The sequence below is a fragment of the Pseudohaliea rubra DSM 19751 genome, assembly GCF_000764025.1.
GTDB lineage: Bacteria > Pseudomonadota > Gammaproteobacteria > Pseudomonadales > Halieaceae > Pseudohaliea > Pseudohaliea rubra.
The window spans coordinates 1-18516 of the sequence record NZ_KN234778.1 but is presented as its reverse complement, the minus strand read 5'-3'; the positions used below and the strand labels follow the sequence as shown (position 1 = coordinate 18516).

At 65.9% G+C, this 18516-nt stretch carries 21 protein-coding genes; 17 read left to right on the top strand and 4 right to left on the bottom strand.

Translation table 11 applies throughout. The features are described from left to right. Positions 1-27 precede the first annotated feature (27 nt). From ccoN to HRUBRA_RS11515, 9 genes are all read left to right on the top strand, one after another. Positions 28-1476, top strand: coding sequence for a cytochrome-c oxidase, cbb3-type subunit I (gene ccoN, locus HRUBRA_RS11555; RefSeq protein WP_035517379.1), 1449 nt, complete (start codon positions 28-30; stop codon positions 1474-1476). A 3-nt stretch (positions 1477-1479) separates the two neighbouring features. Further along, positions 1480-2088: a cytochrome-c oxidase, cbb3-type subunit II gene (gene ccoO / locus HRUBRA_RS11550; protein ID WP_035517376.1), complete on the top strand. Its 609-nt coding sequence runs from the start codon at positions 1480-1482 to the stop codon at positions 2086-2088. 3 nt (positions 2089-2091) lie between these two features. After that, the gene (locus tag HRUBRA_RS11545) at positions 2092-2271 is read left to right on the top strand and encodes a CcoQ/FixQ family Cbb3-type cytochrome c oxidase assembly chaperone (protein WP_035517374.1); all 180 of its coding nucleotides are present in this window, start codon (positions 2092-2094) and stop codon (positions 2269-2271) included. Beyond that, the gene (gene ccoP, locus HRUBRA_RS11540) at positions 2264-3145 is read left to right on the top strand and encodes a cytochrome-c oxidase, cbb3-type subunit III (RefSeq protein ID WP_035517372.1); all 882 of its coding nucleotides are present in this window, start codon (positions 2264-2266) and stop codon (positions 3143-3145) included. The genes HRUBRA_RS11545 and ccoP overlap by 8 nt, the downstream gene beginning before the upstream one ends. Positions 3146-3219: 74 nt before the next feature. Then, the gene (gene ccoG, locus HRUBRA_RS11535) at positions 3220-4632 is read left to right on the top strand and encodes a cytochrome c oxidase accessory protein CcoG (protein ID WP_035517414.1); all 1413 of its coding nucleotides are present in this window, start codon (positions 3220-3222) and stop codon (positions 4630-4632) included. After that, entirely contained in the window at positions 4629-5135 is a 507-nt protein-coding gene (locus HRUBRA_RS11530) for a FixH family protein (protein WP_052094760.1), read from the top strand. Before ccoG ends, HRUBRA_RS11530 begins: the two co-directional genes overlap by 4 nt. After that, positions 5116-7554 (top strand): heavy metal translocating P-type ATPase, encoded by a 2439-nt coding sequence (locus tag HRUBRA_RS11525; RefSeq protein ID WP_035517370.1) that lies wholly within the window; start codon positions 5116-5118, stop codon positions 7552-7554. The genes HRUBRA_RS11530 and HRUBRA_RS11525 overlap by 20 nt, the downstream gene beginning before the upstream one ends. Before the next feature lie 10 nt (positions 7555-7564). After that, positions 7565-7780 (top strand): cbb3-type cytochrome oxidase assembly protein CcoS, encoded by a 216-nt coding sequence (ccoS, locus tag HRUBRA_RS11520; RefSeq protein ID WP_035517368.1) that lies wholly within the window; start codon positions 7565-7567, stop codon positions 7778-7780. Beyond that, positions 7777-8523, top strand: coding sequence for a sulfite exporter TauE/SafE family protein (locus HRUBRA_RS11515; protein WP_035517367.1), 747 nt, complete (start codon positions 7777-7779; stop codon positions 8521-8523). Before ccoS ends, HRUBRA_RS11515 begins: the two co-directional genes overlap by 4 nt. Positions 8524-8941: 418 nt before the next feature. Here the strand turns inward: HRUBRA_RS11515 and HRUBRA_RS11510 are convergent, their stop codons facing one another. Next, entirely contained in the window at positions 8942-9631 is a 690-nt protein-coding gene (locus HRUBRA_RS11510; protein WP_035517364.1) for an OmpW/AlkL family protein, read from the bottom strand. A 265-nt stretch (positions 9632-9896) separates the two neighbouring features. On the opposite strand from HRUBRA_RS11510, the gene HRUBRA_RS11505 reads away from it, so the two are divergent. Further along, the gene (locus HRUBRA_RS11505; RefSeq protein ID WP_052094758.1) at positions 9897-10613 is read left to right on the top strand and encodes a trypsin-like serine peptidase; all 717 of its coding nucleotides are present in this window, start codon (positions 9897-9899) and stop codon (positions 10611-10613) included. Here HRUBRA_RS11505 and trhO read toward each other — a convergent pair. The 3 genes from trhO to HRUBRA_RS11490 all read right to left on the bottom strand — a co-directional run bounded on the left by trhO (position 10605) and on the right by HRUBRA_RS11490 (position 14227). Then, the gene (gene trhO, locus HRUBRA_RS11500) at positions 10605-11531 is read right to left on the bottom strand and encodes an oxygen-dependent tRNA uridine(34) hydroxylase TrhO (RefSeq protein ID WP_035517360.1); all 927 of its coding nucleotides are present in this window, start codon (positions 11529-11531) and stop codon (positions 10605-10607) included. The genes HRUBRA_RS11505 and trhO overlap by 9 nt on opposite strands. Then, positions 11528-11857, bottom strand: coding sequence for a BolA family protein (locus HRUBRA_RS11495; RefSeq protein ID WP_035517357.1), 330 nt, complete (start codon positions 11855-11857; stop codon positions 11528-11530). The genes trhO and HRUBRA_RS11495 overlap by 4 nt, the downstream gene beginning before the upstream one ends. Positions 11858-11941: 84 nt before the next feature. Beyond that, the gene (locus HRUBRA_RS11490; protein ID WP_035517354.1) at positions 11942-14227 is read right to left on the bottom strand and encodes a TonB-dependent receptor; all 2286 of its coding nucleotides are present in this window, start codon (positions 14225-14227) and stop codon (positions 11942-11944) included. A gap of 160 nt (positions 14228-14387) precedes the next feature. Between HRUBRA_RS11490 and HRUBRA_RS11485 the strand changes: the two genes are divergently transcribed. From HRUBRA_RS11485 to HRUBRA_RS11455, 7 genes are all read left to right on the top strand, one after another. Then, positions 14388-15050, top strand: a complete 663-nt coding sequence (locus tag HRUBRA_RS11485) for a hypothetical protein (RefSeq protein WP_035517352.1) — start codon at positions 14388-14390, stop codon at positions 15048-15050. Further along, entirely contained in the window at positions 15047-15517 is a 471-nt protein-coding gene (locus HRUBRA_RS11480; RefSeq protein WP_268870539.1) for an RDD family protein, read from the top strand. Before HRUBRA_RS11485 ends, HRUBRA_RS11480 begins: the two co-directional genes overlap by 4 nt. Before the next feature lie 436 nt (positions 15518-15953). Then, entirely contained in the window at positions 15954-16250 is a 297-nt protein-coding gene (gene ihfB / locus HRUBRA_RS11475; RefSeq protein WP_035517408.1) for an integration host factor subunit beta, read from the top strand. Continuing rightward, complete coding sequence (locus tag HRUBRA_RS11470) at positions 16247-16552, top strand: lipopolysaccharide assembly protein LapA domain-containing protein (RefSeq protein WP_236629854.1); 306 nt, start codon at positions 16247-16249, stop codon at positions 16550-16552. The genes ihfB and HRUBRA_RS11470 overlap by 4 nt, the downstream gene beginning before the upstream one ends. Continuing rightward, a complete protein-coding gene (pyrF, locus tag HRUBRA_RS11465; protein WP_035517348.1) occupies positions 16545-17264 on the top strand; it encodes an orotidine-5'-phosphate decarboxylase in 720 nt (239 codons plus the stop codon). Before HRUBRA_RS11470 ends, pyrF begins: the two co-directional genes overlap by 8 nt. A gap of 150 nt (positions 17265-17414) precedes the next feature. Then, entirely contained in the window at positions 17415-17744 is a 330-nt protein-coding gene (locus tag HRUBRA_RS11460) for a ComEA family DNA-binding protein (protein ID WP_035517346.1), read from the top strand. Between the two features lie 112 nt (positions 17745-17856). Further along, positions 17857-18516 (top strand): NAD-dependent epimerase/dehydratase family protein (locus tag HRUBRA_RS11455; protein WP_035517404.1); only part of this gene is annotated, 660 nt, incomplete at its 3' end.

The window sequence follows — 18516 nt, the reverse complement described above, 5'->3', positions numbered from 1 at the left end:
TCAACCTGCGAATGACGGTAAGACATCATGACTGAGCTCAACGCTGCGCTGGAGCACCCTGTTTACAACTACAAGGTAGTGCGCCAATTCGCGATCATGACCGTGGTCTGGGGGGTCGTGGGGATGCTGGTGGGCGTGCTCATCGCCGCCCAGCTTGCCTGGCCCGCCCTCAACTTCGACCTGCCCTGGACCACTTTCAGCCGCCTGCGGCCGCTACACACCAACGCGGTGATCTTCGCCTTCGGCGGCTCGGCCCTGTTCGCGACCTCCTACTATGTGGTCCAGCGCACCTGCCAGACCCGGCTCATCTCCGACAGACTGGCAACGATCACCTTCTGGGGCTGGCAGCTGGTCATCGTCGCGGCGGCCGTCACGCTGCCCCTCGGCTTCACCTCCTCAAAGGAGTATGCCGAGCTTGAGTGGCCCATCGACATTCTCATCGCCATCGTCTGGGTCCTCTACGCCGTCGTCTTCTTCGGTACCATTGCCAGGCGCAAGACCAGCCACATCTACGTGGCGAACTGGTTTTTCGGCGCCTTTATTGTCACCGTCGCTGTGCTGCACATCATCAACAGCGCGGCGCTGCCGGTGAGCCTGACCAAGTCCTACTCCGTCTATTCCGGCACCGTGGACGCCATGGTGCAGTGGTGGTACGGCCACAACGCCGTGGGTTTCTTCCTTACCGCCGGCTTCCTCGGCATGATGTACTATTTCGTACCCAAGCAGGCAGAGCGGCCCGTCTATTCCTACCGCCTGTCCATTGTCCATTTCTGGGCTCTGGTCGCCGTCTATATCTGGGCCGGCCCGCACCACCTGCACTACACGGCGCTGCCGGACTGGGCCCAGAGCCTGGGCATGGTCATGAGCCTTATTCTCCTCGCACCGTCCTGGGGCGGCATGATCAACGGCATCATGACCCTGTCCGGCGCCTGGCATAAGCTGCGCGACGACCCGATCCTGCGCTTCATGGTGGTAAGCCTGTCCTTCTACGGCATGTCGACCTTCGAGGGGCCGATGATGTCCATCAAGACCGTCAACTCCCTGTCTCACTACACGGACTGGACCATTGGTCACGTGCATTCGGGGGCCCTTGGCTGGGTAGCCATGATCTCCATCGGCTCGCTCTACCACCTGATTCCGCCGCTCTTCAATCGGGAGCGCATGTACAGCACCAACCTGATCAACGTGCATTTCTGGATGTCGACGATCGGCACCGTGCTCTATATCGCCTCCATGTGGGTAAACGGCATCATGCAGGGCCTCATGTGGCGAGCCTATAACCAGGACGGCACGCTCACCTACGCTTTCGTGGAATCCGTGGCCGCCAGTTACCCCGGTTATGTCGTGCGCGTTATCGGCGGCGCGATCTTCTTCGCCGGCATGCTGATTATGGCCTACAACGTTTACATGACCACCCGCAAGGACGTCCCGGCGCAAGCGCCGGTGCCGTCGGCCAGTGCAGCTTCAGGAGCCTGACCCATGCAACACGAGAAGGTAGAGAAAAACATCGGTCTGATGATCATCCTGATCATTGTGGCGATCAGCTTCGGCACGCTGGTGGAACTGGTACCGCTGATGTTTGCCAAGGAAACCAACGAGCCCATCGCCGGCCTCAAGCCCTACCCGGCGCTGCAGCTCGAGGGCCGCGATATCTACATCCGCGAGGGCTGCAACAACTGCCATTCGCAGATGGTGCGGCCGCTGCGGGCAGAAACGGAACGCTACGGCCACTACTCGGTGGCCGGTGAGTTTGTCTATGACCACCCCTTTCTCTGGGGCTCGAAGCGCACCGGCCCGGACCTCGCCCGGGTGGGCGAGCGCTACAGTGACGACTGGCACCGGGCGCATCTCTACAACCCCCGGGATGTCGTGCCCGAATCCAACATGCCGGGCTATCCCTGGCTCTTCGAGCGCACCCTTGACGGCGAGAGCACAGGTAAAAAGATGAGCGTATTGCGCAAGCTCGGCGTGCCCTACACCGACGAGGATATTGCCGGAGCACGGTCCGCGGTTGCCGGCAAGAAGGAAATCGACGCCCTGGTCGCCTATCTCCAGGGCCTCGGAACGCTTATCCAGACGCGCCGCTGAACCATGGATATCAACGACCTGCGAGGACTGTCGACACTGTTCATGATGATCGCCTTCATCGGCGTCGTCAGCTGGGCCTGGAGCAAGAAACGTAAAAAGACCTTTGACGAGGCTGCCAACCTGCCCTTCGCGGACGAGGAGCCGACGCAACGGACCAAGGAAGAGGAAGGACGGAATGACTAGCTTCTGGAGCAACTGGGTCATCATTCTCACGGTGATAACCATCGTGGGCATCACCTGGATCCTGTTCGCCAACCGCCAGCGCTCGGGCGAGGAAGAGACCACGGGGCATGAGTACGACGGTATCGAGGAGTACGACAATCCCCTGCCCGCCTGGTGGTTCGCGATGTTCGTGCTCACCATCGTCTGGGGTATCGGCTACCTCGCCATGTACCCTGGCATGGGCAATTTCCAGGGCCTCCTCGGCTGGACCCAGGAAAAGCAGCACGCCGATGAGGTCGCCGAGGCGGATGCAAAGTATCGCGCCATGCGCGATCGCTACCTCGCTCTACCGGTGGCCGAGATTGCAAAGGACCCGAAGGTCATGAAGATGGGGATGCGCATCTACGGCAACAACTGCTCTCAATGTCACGGCCTAGATGCCGGCGGCGCCTACGGTTTCCCGAACCTGGTCGATGACGACTGGCTCTGGGGCGGCTCTGCCGATGCCATCAAGCACAGCATCGTCATGGGCCGCCAGGCCGCCATGCCCGCCTGGAAGGATATTCTGGGCGACGACGGCATCTACGAGGCTACGGAATACGTGCTCTCCCTTAACAACCGCAGCGCGGACCCGGAGAAGGCCGCCCGCGGCGAGAAGCACTACCAGAGCTACTGCATCGCCTGCCACGGCCCCGAGGGCAAGGGTAACCCGGCCATGGGCGCACCGAACCTGACCAACGGTATCTGGCTCTATGGAGGCACTGCGGAACAGATCGCGCTCACGCTGCGCAACGGCCGCAACGGCAAGATGCCCGCCTTCGGTCAGACCCTGAGTGAAGACAAGATCCATATCGTCACGGCCTACATTTACGGTTCAAGCAGACAAGCCCGATAGCACAGGCTCCACCGTGCGTGGCCGCACCGCGCACGGCCTTGCCGGCAGCCGCCGGCGCAGACAGTGGTACCCCGATGAAAGACCCTGACCTTATCGAAGTCGCACAGGAAGCCGCACCGGCCGAAGTGGCCGAGCTCGACCTATACCAGAAGCGCGAGAAGATCTACACACGGAAAGTCGAAGGCTTTTACCAGCGCCTGCGCCTGTTCACGGGCTGGCCCCTGCTCCTGGGCTATTACCTGCTGCCCTGGCTCAACGTGGATGGCCGCCAGGCAGTGTGGTTCGACCTCCCGGAGCGTGAATTTCATATCTTCGGGCTCGTCTTCTGGCCCCAGGATTTCCCGCTGCTGGCCTTCCTGCTCATCATCAGCGCATTCTCGCTTTTCGCGGTCACCGTCTCCGCCGGCCGCGTCTGGTGTGGCTACACCTGTCCGCAGACCGTGTGGACTTCTATTTTCATGTGGATCGAGCAGAAAACCGAGGGCAGCCGCAACCAGCGCATCAAGCTGGACAAGGCGCCCTGGTCGGCTGAAAAAGTCGGCCGCAAAAGCGCCAAGCATGCCGGCTGGTTCTTTGTTGCTTTCATGACCGGAATGACCTTCGTCGGCTACTTCTACCCCATCCGTGAGCTCGCCGTGGAGCTCGCCAGCTTAGCTACCGGCAAGTGGCAGGCCCTGTGGACGCTCTTCTTCACCCTGGCAACCTACGTGAATGCCGGCTGGATGCGAGAGCAGGTCTGCACTTTCATGTGCCCCTACGCCCGCTTCCAGTCCGTCATGTTCGACCGGGACACCCTCATCGTCTCCTATGATCCCGCCCGCGGCGAACCCCGGGGCTCGCGAAAGCGGGATGCGGACCGGCGCGAACTGGGCCTTGGCGACTGTATCGACTGTGATCTCTGTGTGCAGGTCTGCCCGACAGGTATCGATATCCGCGACGGGCTACAGTACGAGTGCATTGGCTGCGCCCTCTGCATCGATGCCTGCGACTCGGTCATGGACAAGATGGGCTACCCGCAGGGGCTGATCCGCTACACCAGCGAGAACGAACTGGCGGGTGGCACCACCCACTGGCTCCGGCCCCGGGTGCTGGGCTATATCGCCATGCTCATGCTCATGATCGGGGTCTTCAGCTATAACGTAGCCACTCGCATACCCCTGGAGATGACCGTGATCCGCGACCGCAATCAGCTTTTTGTGGAGACCGCCGACGGTGCCGTAGAGAATATCTACAAGCTGCACCTGGTGAATATGGACGGCAACCCGCATGCCTTTACCCTCTCCATCGACGGCATCGAGGACGCCGAACTCCTGGGCGCCGTGCGCTACAGCCTTGACGGCGGCGAGACCCGGACCATCAGCCTGCGTGTCCGCGCCCGGCGAGAGGCCCTGGCAACCCCGAGCACAGAGATGACCTTCACGGCAGTAGCTGAGGACATGCCTTCGCTGCGGGCTGTGGCCGAGTCACGCTTCATGCGGCCACTGTGAGCACGCGCCCGGGCTCCCCGGTGCGGGAGGACAGCGCGCCCTGGTACCGGCAGTTCTGGCCCTGGTTCCTGATCGTCCTGCCCGGCTCGGTGGTGGTAGCGGCCTTTGTCACCCTGTATATCGCCCATCGTCACGCCGATGACCTGGTGGTGGACGAGTACTACAAGGACGGGCTGGCCATCAATCGTCAGCTGGCGAAGCAGGACACGGCCCGGCAGCGCGGCTACAGCGCGCGTCTTATCGTGTCCGACGACCGTATCGAAGTCGACACCGGCGGCGTCAAGGGCCTGGCCGGCCTGCGCCTGCGGCTCTCCCACCCGCTGGAAGCAGACCGGGACTTCACTGTGCAGCTTCGGCGCACCGGCGAGACGCGCTACGCCGCGGCACTCCCTGCGCCGGTCGCCAGCAACTGGCACTGGATCCTGGACGCGGGCGAGGACGGCAGCTGGCGCCTCGACGGTTCCCTCGCGCGGGGAGACTTCCGTGGCGACAACGGCGGCTGAGCCCGGCGCAACGTACGGCGAGCGCTGTTACCACTGCGGCGAAGCGGTTCCCCCGGGAGCTGACTTCGCCGTAAGCATCAACGGCGAGGCCCGGCCCATGTGCTGCCCCGGCTGCCGCGCCGTGGCATCGCTCATTGCCGAGAGCGGCCTCGCCCGCTTCTACGAGCAGCGCACGGCCTACAGCGAGCGCCCCCCGGAGCTCCCCGCGACGGCGCTCGACAGCTGGCGCATTTATGACGATCCGGAGCTTGCTGCTACCTTCAGCGAAACCGGCGAGGATGGCCTCCTGCGCGCACGGCTGCTCCTCGGGGGCATGACCTGTGCCGCCTGCACCTGGCTGGTGGAGAGCACACTGCGGCGGCTGCCGGGGCTCGAGGCCGCCAACGTCAATCTCGCCCAGGCCCGCCTGGACGTAACCCTGGATCCGGCGCACCTGTCCCTGGCTGAAGTCTTCGCCCGCGTATCGGCCATGGGCTACCGGGCAGCGCCCTTCCGCAGTGATGCACAACAGCAGGCGCTCAGTCGCGAACACCGGACCGACCTTCGGCGCCTGGCGGTCGCCGGCGTCGGCATGATGCAAGTGGGCATGTTCGCCATCGCCCTCCATGCAGGCGAGGTCCAGGGCATTGCCAGCGAGTACCGGGGCCTTTTGCGCTGGGTCAGCCTGCTGGTTGCAGGCTTTGTCGTGCTGTTCTCGGCCCGCCCTTTTTTTACCAGTGCCTGGCGTCATCTGCGCCAGGGCGCGCTGGTCATGGACCTGCCCGTGGCTCTGGCTATCGAGCTTGCCTTCGTTGCCAGCGTCTACGCAACGCTTACAGCAAGCGGCGAGGTCTATTTCGACTCAGTGGTCATGTTCACCTTCTTCCTGCTGCTGGCGCGCTTTGCCGAGAAACGCCTGCGCCACCGGGACGCCTTCCTCTGGAATGACGCCGAGGCGGCCCTGCCTGCGGCCGTGCGGGTACGCAGCGGTGATGCGGTGACACAGGTTCCGCGGCAGCGCCTCGCCGCAGGTGATCGCGTCCTCGTGCCGGCCGGCGACACCGTCGCCATCGATGGTGAAATCGTTGCGGGGATCAGCGCAGTCCGTGAGGACACCTTCAACGGCGAGCCGCTCCCGCGCACGGTGACTGTCGGGGATACGGTTTTTGCCGGAACCGTGAACATCGAAGAAGGCCTTGAGGTGCTTGCCAGCGGCAGCTACCGTGACTCGCGGCTGGCAGCGCTGCAGCGCTCCATCGAGGCAGCGGCCACGGAGAAGCCGCGCATTGCCCAGCTGGCAGACCGCATCGCCGCCTGGTTCATCGGCGCCGTGCTGCTGGCCACCGCGGCCACGGCCCTCGTCTGGTGGACCCTGGCCCCGGAGAAGGCCTTCTGGATCGCCCTTTCCGTGCTCGTTATCAGCTGCCCCTGTGCCCTCGCTCTGGCCACGCCCGCAGCGCTCGCCAACGGTGCCGCAGCGCTGCGCCGGGCAGGCGTCATCGTCCGCGGGGAAAATGCCCTCGAAGCCGTAGCCCGCGCCACAGACCTGGTCTTCGACAAGACCGGCACGCTCACCGCCGGCCGGCTCGCCATCGACGAAGTACAAGTCCTCGGGGAGCTCCCGGCACAGGAGGTGCTCGCTCTCGGCGCGGCGCTCCAGGCCTGGTCAACGCACCCGCTGGCGGACGCCTTCGCCGGCGTCGATGCAGCCGGGGGGGTGAGCGCCGTGCGCTACCACGTCGGCGCCGGGCTCGCCGGTGACTGGCGCGGCCGGCGCTGGCACCTCGGGTCCCTGGCTCATTGCCGCAGCCTTTGGCCAGCCATGCCCGCACCGCCGGTGGACGGCCGCTACTGGATTGCCCTGTGTTCGGACAGCAACGCAGCAGCACTCATCGCCCTCGAAGACCCTCTGCGCCCGGCGGTCGCCGGCGTCCTCGCCGACGCCCGAAGCCGCGGTCTGCGCCTATCACTGCTTACCGGCGATGCCTCTGGCCACGGCGCCCGGCTGGGCGCCGAACTGGCCTTTGACGACGTCCGTACGGGCCTCACCCCGACGGAGAAAAGTGTCGCGGTATCCGCTCGCCAGCGCGCCGGGGCGGTGGTCATCATGGTCGGCGACGGGCTCAACGATGCGCCGGTGCTGAAGGTTGCAGACGCTTCCCTGGCCGTAGCCGGAGCCACCGACCTGGCCCGCACGCAGGCCGATTTCGTAGTCGCCGACGGCGACCTGGATCGGGTCAGCCTGCTATTGGCGCATGCGGCGAAATGCCGCAGGATCATACGACAGAATCTGGCCTGGGCTCTGGGCTACAATGCCCTGGGCATACCGCTGGCCGCCCTCGGCTACGTGCCACCCTGGGCCGCAGCCATCGGCATGTCCCTCAGTTCCCTGCTGGTGGTCGGCAACTCCCTGCGCCTGGCACGCTGCGGCCGGCCCTGAAGGAGCGTCCATGGATAGCCTGTACCTGCTCATTCCCATCGCTCTGGTCTTCGCCGCCGTGGCCGTGAAGCTGCTGCTCTGGGCCATCGACAATGGTCAGTACGACGACCTCGACAAAGAGGGCTGGCGCATCCTCGCAGACGAGGAGACGACGCGCGACGACGGTGGACCGGCGCAGACAGAGGCCGGTGGCAGCGAGCAAGCCGGGAAGGAAGACCGATCATGAGCCCGACGGACTACGCTGCCGCTTTCGGCATCGGCCTGGCCGGTGCCGGCCACTGCTTCGGCATGTGTGGCGGCATCGCTGCTGCACTCAGCCTCGGTGGCCAGCACCGGCCCTCCATCACCCTCGCCTATCACGGGGGCCGCATCTGCAGCTACGCGATGCTGGGCGCATTGCTGGGCTTCCTGGCGGGCAGCATCAACCTCGCCGCCTGGACCATCGGACTGCGCTATCTCGCCGGCCTACTCCTTATCCTCATGGGGCTGTATATCGCCGACTGGTGGCGCGGTCTCACGGCCGTTGAGCGCGCTGGCGCCGTACTCTGGCGCCCGGTGCAGCGCCTCTCGGCGCGCTTTCTGCCCGTGCGCAGCCCGGGCCGCGGCTTCGCCCTCGGCCTCGGCTGGGGGCTCATGCCCTGCGGCCTGATCTACAGCGGCCTCGCGTGGGCGGCTACGGCACAGAGCGCTTGGGGTGCGGGCACGCTCATGCTCGCCTTCGGAGCCGGTACGCTGCCGGCGATGCTGGCGACCAGTTTCGGGGCCAGCGGCGTCCAGGCCCTGCTGCGCCGCCGCGGCCTGAAGGTGCTCATCGCCCTGCTGCTCATCGCGTCAGGAAGCTGGACTATCTATCTGGTCGCCAGCCACGGCGATCACCTGCTGGAGCGCAGTCTGCCGGTCCCCGGAGCGGCACCCGCTGCGATGCCGATGGAAGGCGGCCCCAGGGAGGGCCACACGCACCACGGCTGAGTACCGGGACGCTCTGCGCACCACCCGGAAAGATCTGATCCAGATCAAACGTTACATCAAAAGACGCATCGCACTTCTCCGGGGCGAGGGCGGGAACCTTCTCTCAGTCGCTCCCCGTTACACGCTTTGTGAGAGAAGGTTCCCGCCCTCGCCCCTGGCGCCTCACGTACTTGCGCGGCTGAAGCGGTAGGGGCGGGTGCTGGAGGGCGCCCCCACAAAGCGTGTATCGGGGAGCGACTGGGGGCATCCTCCAACAGTCGCACCGGAAAACTGCGATAGGCGACTTGCGCGGGAGCGACTGAGAGCAGTATCCCGTACTCACCCCGGTGACCCTGTGAGAAAAATAAAAAAACCCCGCTCAAAAGGCGGGGTCAAGGGGACCTGCCCGCAGCCCGGGGGCTGCGGTATCAGTCGTCGCTCAGAACTTGTAGGCGATACCGACGTTGTAGACCCAGGGGTCGATGTCCACGTCAAAGCTCACGGTGCCGACGTCGGTGCGCACATCAGCGGTGGTGCCGATATCGATGTACCAGACGCCTGCGTTCAGCATCCAGTTGTCGTTCAGTGGAATATCCACGCCAACCTGACCGGCGAGTCCGAAGGAATCTTCGAGCTCCAGCTGTGCGCTGCTGGCGCCCAGCACAGAGCCGAGGGCACCGGTAAGTGCCGGGTCGACATCCTCGTCGAAGAAGTAGGTGTAGTTCACGCCAACGCCGACATAGGGCTGCCAGCCCTCGCTGTCACCACGGGGATACCACTGCAGACTCAGCGTCGGCGGCAGGTGCTTGGTGGAACCCGCGTCGATGCCGAGATCCGGTTGCGTGATGTCGTGCTCGAAGGGTGTTGCCGCAAGCAGCTCGAGACCCCAGTAGTCAGTGACCATCCAGGTCCCGATAATGCTCAACTGGGTGTCATCGTTGACATCCACGCCGCCCGGGAGAACCGTCACCGGCTCAGTCGGCAGCACGATGGACTCGCTGTCACCGGAGGGATCCACGTTGACAATACCGGCGCGGATGATGATGTCACCGGCCTCATGGGCCCGCGCCGTCAGTGCTCCACCGGCCGCAATAGCTGCTGCGATCGCTACAGCCAATCTTGCTTTCATAACTCACTCCTTGCTTGCGGGACTCGGTGCCACAGGCACCGACGATTTGCCATGCAGCATAGGAAACATGCGAAAAACGGGCATTGACACCGATCAAGCAACGCCCAGCTTTCGCAGTGAGCCGCGAACGCACTACAATGAGGCTCCCGTCCCAGCCCCGGCGTCGAAGTGCCGCCGCAGATGCCATCAGCCCATGGTCTTTCACCGCAAGCCCTTGCTCTTCGCCGAAAACCTGGCCCGCAACGACGGGACCAGGCCGCGCTGAATGCGCCGACGAAGTCCAGCCGCGCTGCTGCTCCTGGCTCTGGCCCTGGCCGGGACCGTCGAAGCCGAACGAAGACTGGCGGTGGACGGCGGGGCGCCCTCCTGGCTTCTTGCCGTAGGCCGCCTGGCCATCCCCACGAGCCACCGGGAAGACGGCCGGCACCGCCACTACAACGAGCGCTGCAGCGGCACGCTCCTCGCCCCCCCGGAAGGTGGCGATGCACGGCTGGTGCTCAGCGCCTGGCATTGCCTGGAGTACTACACAGACCTGTCGAGGGAGATCAGCTTCGAAATCACCGACAGCCGGGGTCACGCCCTGCGCCGCCGCGCACGCGCCGTAGCCAGCGGCGGCGGCATGGCAGCGGACTGGGCCCTGCTGGAGCTTGATACCCCCATTCCGGCCGATCGCAGGGAGGCAGCGGAGCTCTACCCGGGCACCCTGGCACCGGGCGCGCGGCTGGCTATGGCGGGTTTTTCCGGGGACGCCGGCCTCGGTGCCGGCGGCGACCACCTCACCTACGACCCGGCCTGCCGCCTCACGGGCGCCAGCGGCCCGGACCGACTCACGGACTGCCTGGCCTATAAGGGAGCTTCCGGGGGCGGCGCCTTCCACGACGGCAGGCTGGTGGGGGTCCTGTCCCGCGGCGACAGCGGCGGGCTCAGCATCTATGTCCCCGTAAGGCGCTTTTCTGCAGCGGTGGAGCGCCGCTTACGCTGAGCGTCGGCGCGGAGTCGCGCCGATATGACGCTCACCCCGGGCCCGGGCAAGCGCCGCCTGGCGGCGACGTTCGGCGAAGCGCGCCCGGCGCGACGCATCAAGGCTATCGTAACAATGCGGGCAGGAAACGGCAGGCTCATAGGTCGGCGCGGCACGATCCTCGGCAGAGAGGGGACGGCGGCAGGCGAAGCACTGCTCGTAGCTGCCGCGTTCGAGTTCGTGGTTGACCGCAACGCGCTCGTCGAAGACGAAGCACTCCCCTTCCCAGGCACTCTCTTCCGCGGGCACCTCCTCGAGGTAGCGCAGAATGCCTCCGCGCAAGTGAAAGACGGCCTCGAAGCCTTCCTCGAGCAGGTAGCCGGTGGCTTTTTCACAGCGGATGCCGCCGGTGCAGAACATGGCCACTTTGCGATGCTTCGCCGGGTCGAGGTTTTTCTTCACCCAGGCCGGGAATTCGCGGAACGTACGGGTGCCGGGATCCACCGCACCGCGGAAGGTGCCGATGCCGATTTCGTAGTCGTTGCGCGTATCGATCAGCAAAACCTCCGGGTCGTCGACGAGGGCATTCCAGTCGCCCGGCTCAACGTAGGTGCCGACGGTATGTCTCGGGTCAACCCGGGGCACCCCCATGGTGACGATCTCGCGCTTGAGTTTGACTTTCATGCGCAGGAAGGGCGGCGCCTCGTGAAGGCTTTCCTTGTGCTCGAGATCGGCAAGACGCGGGTCCGCTCGCAAGCGCGCCAGCACCGCGTCGACAGCGCTGCGGGAACCGGCAATGGTGCCGTTGATGCCTTCCTCGGCCAGCAGCAGCGTCCCGCGCACACCCTGCTCACAGCAAAAAGCAAGCAGCGGCTCCCGCAGTTCGCGGTAGTCCGGCAGCCCCGCGAACTTGTAGAGCGCGGCCACGACGATACTCATGGCGCGCCACCCTCTGCCTTGCTGCCGCCGAGGCAGGCGGGCGAAGCCGGGCTGTCACCGCCGCGGGCGCGCCACTCCTCGGGGTCATAGGTGTGCAGCGCCAGGGCGTGCACCGGCCCGGCGAGTTCCTCGGCGAGCGCCGCGTAAACCGCCTGATGCCGGGCCACCGCCCGCTTGCCGCTGAAAGCATCGCTCACCAGCACCACCCGGAAGTGGGTTTCCGAATTCGCCGGTACATTGTGGCTGTGGCTTTCGTTGTCTAGCTCAAGGTGCAGCGGCGCAAAGGCCGCGACCAAGCGCTCGTAGATGCGATCCTGGACAGACATATGACGTTCCTCCGGCTCGTCATTATAACGCCGGAGCGACACACTCGCGATGCGCCGCCCCGGCCCTGCGCGCAGAAATCCGCCTTACATGCGCCAGGTCACCTCGACGCCGTAGGTGCGCGGGTCGCCGGGGAAGTTGGCGGAGGTGCCGAGGAAGTCCGAAGGCCAGTCGAAACTGTAGTCCTCGTCCAGCAGATTCCGGCCCCAGAGGTAGACGCTCCAGCTGTCCCCGGACTCGAAGCCCACTCGACCGTTAACCAGCGAGTAGCTGTCGATCTTGCCCCAGGGGATCGAACTGCCGGGGTTGGTAACTGAAACGTTGTCCTCGGTGGTGAAGTACTCGTCCGTGTAGGTCCAGTCGACCCGGGTCACGAGCTCACCACCGGTGCCGGCGAGGGGCAGGTTGTACTGCAGCGCAAGCGCCGAGGACCATTCCGGCGCCTGCGGCAGCTTGTTACCCGCAAGATCAGCGCCGACCCCGGCGGGGTTGCGGACACTGCCGCCGTTGGGGAAGGCATCGAACTCGGCGTTGTTATAGCCCACCGAGCCCTGGACCATGAAAGCGGCCGTCGGGTACCAGGTCAGCTCGGCCTCGAGACCCTCAGACACGACCTTGGCCGCATTCTGGATGGTAATCGCCGAGGTGTTGTTCGAAAGCTGAATGAACTGGTTGAGCTGGTAGTCCTCGAACTCCATATAAAAAGCGCTGACGCTGTAGCGCAGGGACCGGTCCGCGGACTCACCCTTGATGCCCAGCTCCCAGGACTCGACGGTTTCCGGATCGAAATCGATGCCGTCGGCCAGCAGGTCTCCGGAGACGAAGTCGACATTGAAGCCACCGCTCTTGAAGCCTTCCGCGTACTTCAGGTAGACGTTGCTGTTCTCTGTAAGGGCATAGCTCAAGCTGAGCATCGGTGAAAAGTCGTCGAAGTCCTGCTTATCCTGAAAGTTGAGCACAGTGAGACCATCTACCACCGGACCCACGGCCACGCCGAAGACCGCGGCGGTAGGGACCTGCGGTCCACCGAGGTCGATCACGCTACCGACGAGATCGTAATCCACCTCGCGCTGCTCGTCCGTGTAGCGGGCGCCGAAGCCCAGGGTCCAGCGGTCTGTAAGCTCGTAGGTACCGTTCAGGTAGACCGCCCAGCTGTCCGTGTCGACGGCGCCGAAGGTGCCGGCGAAGCTGTTCTCGAACAGCGGCCCCGCGGGCGCCAGCGGCGGCGCCAGCACCTGGAAGACCGTGCCGATGTCGCGGCCGACGATAGCCCGGCGGGTCGAGGTGGCCTCCTCCCGGTAGAAGTAAAGGCCCGCCACATACTTGAGGCGCCCCGTGTCCGGCGAGAACAGCTGGAACTCCTGGGTCAGCTGCTCATAGGCGTCCGGATAGACGACCCGGAGCAGGTCCTGGGAGCTGTGGTCCGTGTCCTGGCCGCGATCGATGCTGTTGTCCCGGTAGGCGGTAATGGACGTGAACGAGTAGTCGCCGAGGGCGACATCGACATTCAGGGAGGTGCCCCAGATCTCCCGTTCCTCGTAGTTATCGACGTTGTTGGCGATCGCGAAGCGCCCCGGGGCCTCCGTCGTCGGCACGCTGCCGGACCAGTCCGTTACCGCCTCGCCGAAGAAAGAGACGCGATCCGACTCGGTGTAGTCAGCGGCCAGAGTCACGTCCACGCGCTCGCCGCGCCAGGCCAGCTGGCCGCGGAGCGTGGTGCCGTCGCGCTCATTGTGGTCTGTGCCCGTGGTGATGTTGTCTACGAGACCATCGCGGGCATGATCGATTACCGACACCCGCGCCGCGAGGCTATCGCTCAGCGGCAGGTTGACGATGGCGCCAACGCGGTAGGAATCGTAATTGCCGACCTCGCCCAGCAGCTCAAGCTCGAACTCGTCCGTGGGCTTGGTAGTGATCATGTTGATCGCGCCGGCAACGGTGTTGCGGCCGAACTGGGTACCCTGGGGACCGCGCACCACCTCGACGCGATCGAGGTCAAGGATATCGAGGTTCTGTGCCAGGGACTGGCCCATGTATACCCCGTCGACGTAAACACCGACGCGCGTATCGAAGCCGATGTTCCGCGTGTTCGTGCCGACGCCGCGGATCCGCACGGCGGTGGAGCTGTCGTTGCCACTGGAGATGGTCAGGTTGGGCACAAACTCGGCGACTTCGCGCAGCTGGCGCACGCCGGTCTTCTGCAGCGCCTCAGCGCTCATGACGCCGATGGAGATCGGCACATCGGTGAGACTTTCGGTACGTTTCTGCGCGGTGACGACGACCTCCTCGAGGAGGCCGGGCTGGGCGGCCGCGTGAGCGGACAGCACAAGGAGAGCAGGAAGAGTCAGGGCCTGGGCTGGCTTGCGGATCATGGTGGTTCCCCCTGGGACTTTCGTTTTGGTTAGTATGGGCCGCGCCCTCGCGCGGTGGCGGGATTCTCGCACCGCAGCCCCTAAAAAGCCATGGTCAGGAGCGACCCCTTGGCCGGCCCGGGCTACCCCCCCTATACTGGGGCCAGCATCAGGCGGGCCCATGGACGACGAGACCTTCAACATCTATTACGCCGGAGAGCTCCTCGAAGGCCACGACGCCGCAAGCGTCCGGCAAGGCCTGGCCGTGCTCTTCAACGCCAGTGACGCCACCCTCGACAAGCTCTTCTCCGGCGCCACGCACCTGATCCGGCGCGACCTCGATCGCGCGCAGGCGCAACGCTATAAAGCCGCCATGGAGCGGGCCGGCGCCCGTCCCCGCCTCAGCCGCAACAGTGCCGGCGGCGAGGTCAGTCTCAGCCTTGCCCCGGCCGGCAGCGAGGTCCTGCGCCCCGAGGAGCGGCGTGCTGCAGCTCCCGTCGATGTCAATACCTCGGACCTGTCCCTGGCGCCGGTGGGCGAACGGCTGGCTCCGGAGGCGACTGCCCCGCCACCGGCACCGGCGACGTCAGCCCTGACAGTCGCGCCGGCCGACGAGAACATCCCCGGCCTGGCCCGGGGCGCATTGCCGCCGCCGCCCGATGTCTCCGCGCTGAGCCTTGCCGGCGTCGAGCAGTCGGCAGCCGACCCGCCCAGAATACCCGAGCCCGTCACGCCGCCGGACCTGCAGCTCGCGGAAACCGGCGCCGATGTGCTTGAAAAGCGCTACCGACGCACCGCCGAGCCGCCGCCGCCGGCCACGGATCACCTGGAGCTCGAGCCCTGAACGAGCAGACCCACACTCCGGATAACGAAGGCACGCCGCGCCCCGCCCTGCCGCGGCGCCTCATGGCGCTCGTCTACGACACGTTTCTTGTGCTGCCGGTCATCATGCTCGCTTTCGTTATTGCTATGGCCCTTGCGGCACTCGCGGACGGCGAGGCGGCGGTGCAGCCCCTGAATCCCTGGCTCGCCCAGGGGCTCATTCTGCTATGCCTCATCGGCTTTTTTTCCGCCTTCTGGATCAAGAGCGGGCAGACCCTCGGCATGCAGGCCTGGCGCGTGAAGCTCGTCGCGCTACCGGGGAAGCGTCTCACGGTGGCGCGCTGCGCCCTCCGCTGCCTGGGCGCCGTGCTCTCCGCCGCCTGCCTCGGCCTCGGCTACCTCTGGTGCCTGATCGACCGTCGCGGCCGCTACTGGCACGACTACCTCTCCGGCACGGCGCTCGTGCTGGTACCCAAGCGCGGGAAGTAGCTTCATCAAGCGGCTTCATCGCAGCTTTCTGAACGGCTCCACGGAGCGGCCCTCAGTCCTTTTCTGGTAATTACTCATCGCAGTTTTCCGGGGCGAGGGCGGGAGTCTTCTCTCAGTCGCTCCCCGATACACGCTTTGTGAGAGAAGACTCCCGCCCTCGCCCCTGGCGCCTCACGGACTTGTGCCGCCGTCGGACTTCCAGGGCGGTAGGGGCGGCTGCCGGGGGGTGCCCTCACAAAGCGTGAAATGGGGAGCGACTGGGGGTAGCCCCCGGCAGCCGCCCCGGGACAATGCGATACGTTCATTCCCTATCCGGTCAGTCGCAGTGGCAACTCAACCCCCGGGGCCGAATTTTTCCAGTAATAATAGGCACTTGCATCGATGGAGGGCGGGCGGCACAATGGCGGCGAACCGGCTGGTGCGAGCGTGGGGCCCCATGACCAAGAGTGAATTGATCGAGGCGATTTCCGCCCGGCAGAGCCAACTGTCCACCAAGGACGTGGAGCTGGCGGTCAAGACGATCCTCGAGCATATGTCCGAGTCCCTCGCCTGCGGCGGCCGGATCGAGATCCGCGGCTTTGGCAGCTTCTCCCTCCACTACCGGGAGCCCCGGCGTGGGCGCAACCCCAAGACCGGCGATACCGTCCAGCTCGCTGGCAAGCACGTACCGCACTTCAAGCCGGGCAAGGAACTCCGGGAGCGGGTCAACCTCGGTCTGCAGGGCGGCCTGTGAGCATCCTGCGCAGCCTTCTCATGCTCATGGTGGTAGTGGCCATGGCCGGTGTCGGCGCGCTCTTCGCCCTGCAGAACGAGGCCGCCGTTCCCCTGGACATGCTCGTTTATACCTTCGCCCCGCGGAGCATTGCCCTGTGGGTGCTGGCCGCTTTTGCCCTCGGTGGCGGCGCCGGGCTGCTGATGGCAAGCTTCCTCGTGCTGCGGCTGCGGACACGACTGCGGCTGCTGCGGCGGCAGCTGCACAAGGCCCAGGGCGAGGCCGAGCGCCTGCGCAGCAAGGACATCGTCGTCGGTGACTGAGCGCGTCCGCGGGCCGGCCTCGCCGGTGATCGTCGCCCTCGACTATGCCGACGGCGACGCAGCGCTGGCTCTGGCGGACCGCCTCGATCCTGCGCTCTGCCGGGTGAAGGTGGGCAAGGAGCTGTTCACCGCCGCCGGGCCTGCGCTCGTCGAGGCCCTGCAGGCCCGGGGCTTCCAGATCTTCCTTGACCTCAAGTTTCACGATATCCCCAATACCGTCGCCGGCGCTGTGCGCGCGGCAGCGGAGCTCGGGGTCTGGATGGTCAACGTCCATGCCGGCGGTGGTCGCCGCATGCTTGAGGCGGCGGTGGCCGCGCTGGCGGACCGCCGGGACAAACCGTTGCTCATCGCGGTGACCGTGCTCACCAGCCTCGCCGATGCGGACCTTGCCGAGCTCGGCTATGCCGAGAGCGCGCGAGAGCGGGTTCAGCGCCTGGCCCGGCTTACGGCGGAGGCCGGCCTCGACGGTGTGGTCTGCTCAGCGCAGGAAGCGCCGCAGCTGCGCGCCGCCCACGGTCCCGGCTTCCAGCTGGTGACCCCGGGGATTCGCGCCGCCGGCGATGCCGTCGGCGATCAGCGCCGGGTGGTGACGCCGGCGGAGGGGCTTGCCCTGGGTGCGGACTATCTCGTCATCGGCCGTTCCATTACCGGCAGCGCCGACCCGGCGGGTGCGCTCAGCGCCATCATCGACGGACTGCACGAGGCCCGGTAGCCCTACCGGCGCGCGACCGGGCGTCTCTCTTTTTCACCATCTTTGTGCGTTATCTCCCCGCTGCGGCGTGCGACTGCTAGGCTGCCCTTGATGCGGATGCCAGCACGGACGCTGATCACCCCTGTCATGGATAGACGGAGAGACCACACTATGAAAAAACCGACCACGCAACTGTATCCCTTTCGCGCCCTGGCGGGCGCTGCTTTCCTCGCCGCGGCTATCGGCGCGGCCCTGTTACCGGCACCGGCCGGTGCCCAGGAGGTGGAGCCGGCGTCCGCGCCGGCCACTGTCAACATCAACAGCGCGGACCCGGCGACCCTCGCCGAAGCCCTCAGCGGTGTCGGCAGCAGCCGCGCCGAGGCCATCGTCCGCTACCGGGAAATGTACGGCCCCTTCGAGAGCGTCGAGGAGCTGGCCGAAGTCTCGGGGGTAGGCAGTACGACCCTCGAGCGCAATCGCGAACGCATCACGCTGGAATAAGCGCCGGGCATCCGTATCATGGGGGCTACGGCCCCTTTTTTGTTGGCTTACCGGGGCTTTCCCGGGCGGATCTTCCAACCGCTGCCCCCAACTTAGTGGAGACAAAGTCCGGGTGGAATGTCTGGTCACGGGTGGTACCGGCTTCGTTGGCAGCGCGCTTTGCGAGGCCCTCCTGGCGCAGGGTGATTCGGTGCAGCAGGCAGGTCGTGACCCGGCGCTGGCGCTGCCGCTGGACCTTGCCGCAGGGGCCGTTCCGGCGCTGCCCGGCGGCATCGACGTGGCTTTTCACCTGGCAGGGCTTGCCCATCGGTCGGCGCCGGCTGCGCTCCATGAACAGGTCAATCACCGCGGCACCGTTGCCCTGGCGCGCGCGGCCGCGGCGGCCGGGGTGCCTCACTTTATTTACCTTTCCAGCGTGAAGGCTCTGGGCCCCGCGCCGGGGCCGGCGCCGCGGGCTGAAGACAGCGGCCTCCCTCCGCGCGATGCCTACGGACGTGCCAAGGCTGCCGCCGAACAGGACCTGGCGGTGATCGCCGCCGACAGCGGCATGGCGGTAACGGTACTGCGCCCGGCCCTCGTTTACGGACCGGGAGCAGGCGGCAATCTCGAAGCACTCCGGCGTTGGGTCGCCGCGGGCCGCCCCGCGCCGCCGGCCGCCGGGGCACGTTCCCTGGTGGGCCGCGGCGATCTCGTGGGCCTGCTCCTGATGGTGGCCGGGCAGCCCGCGGCGGGCTTCCGCTGCTTCAATGTCACCGATGGCGAGAGTTATACG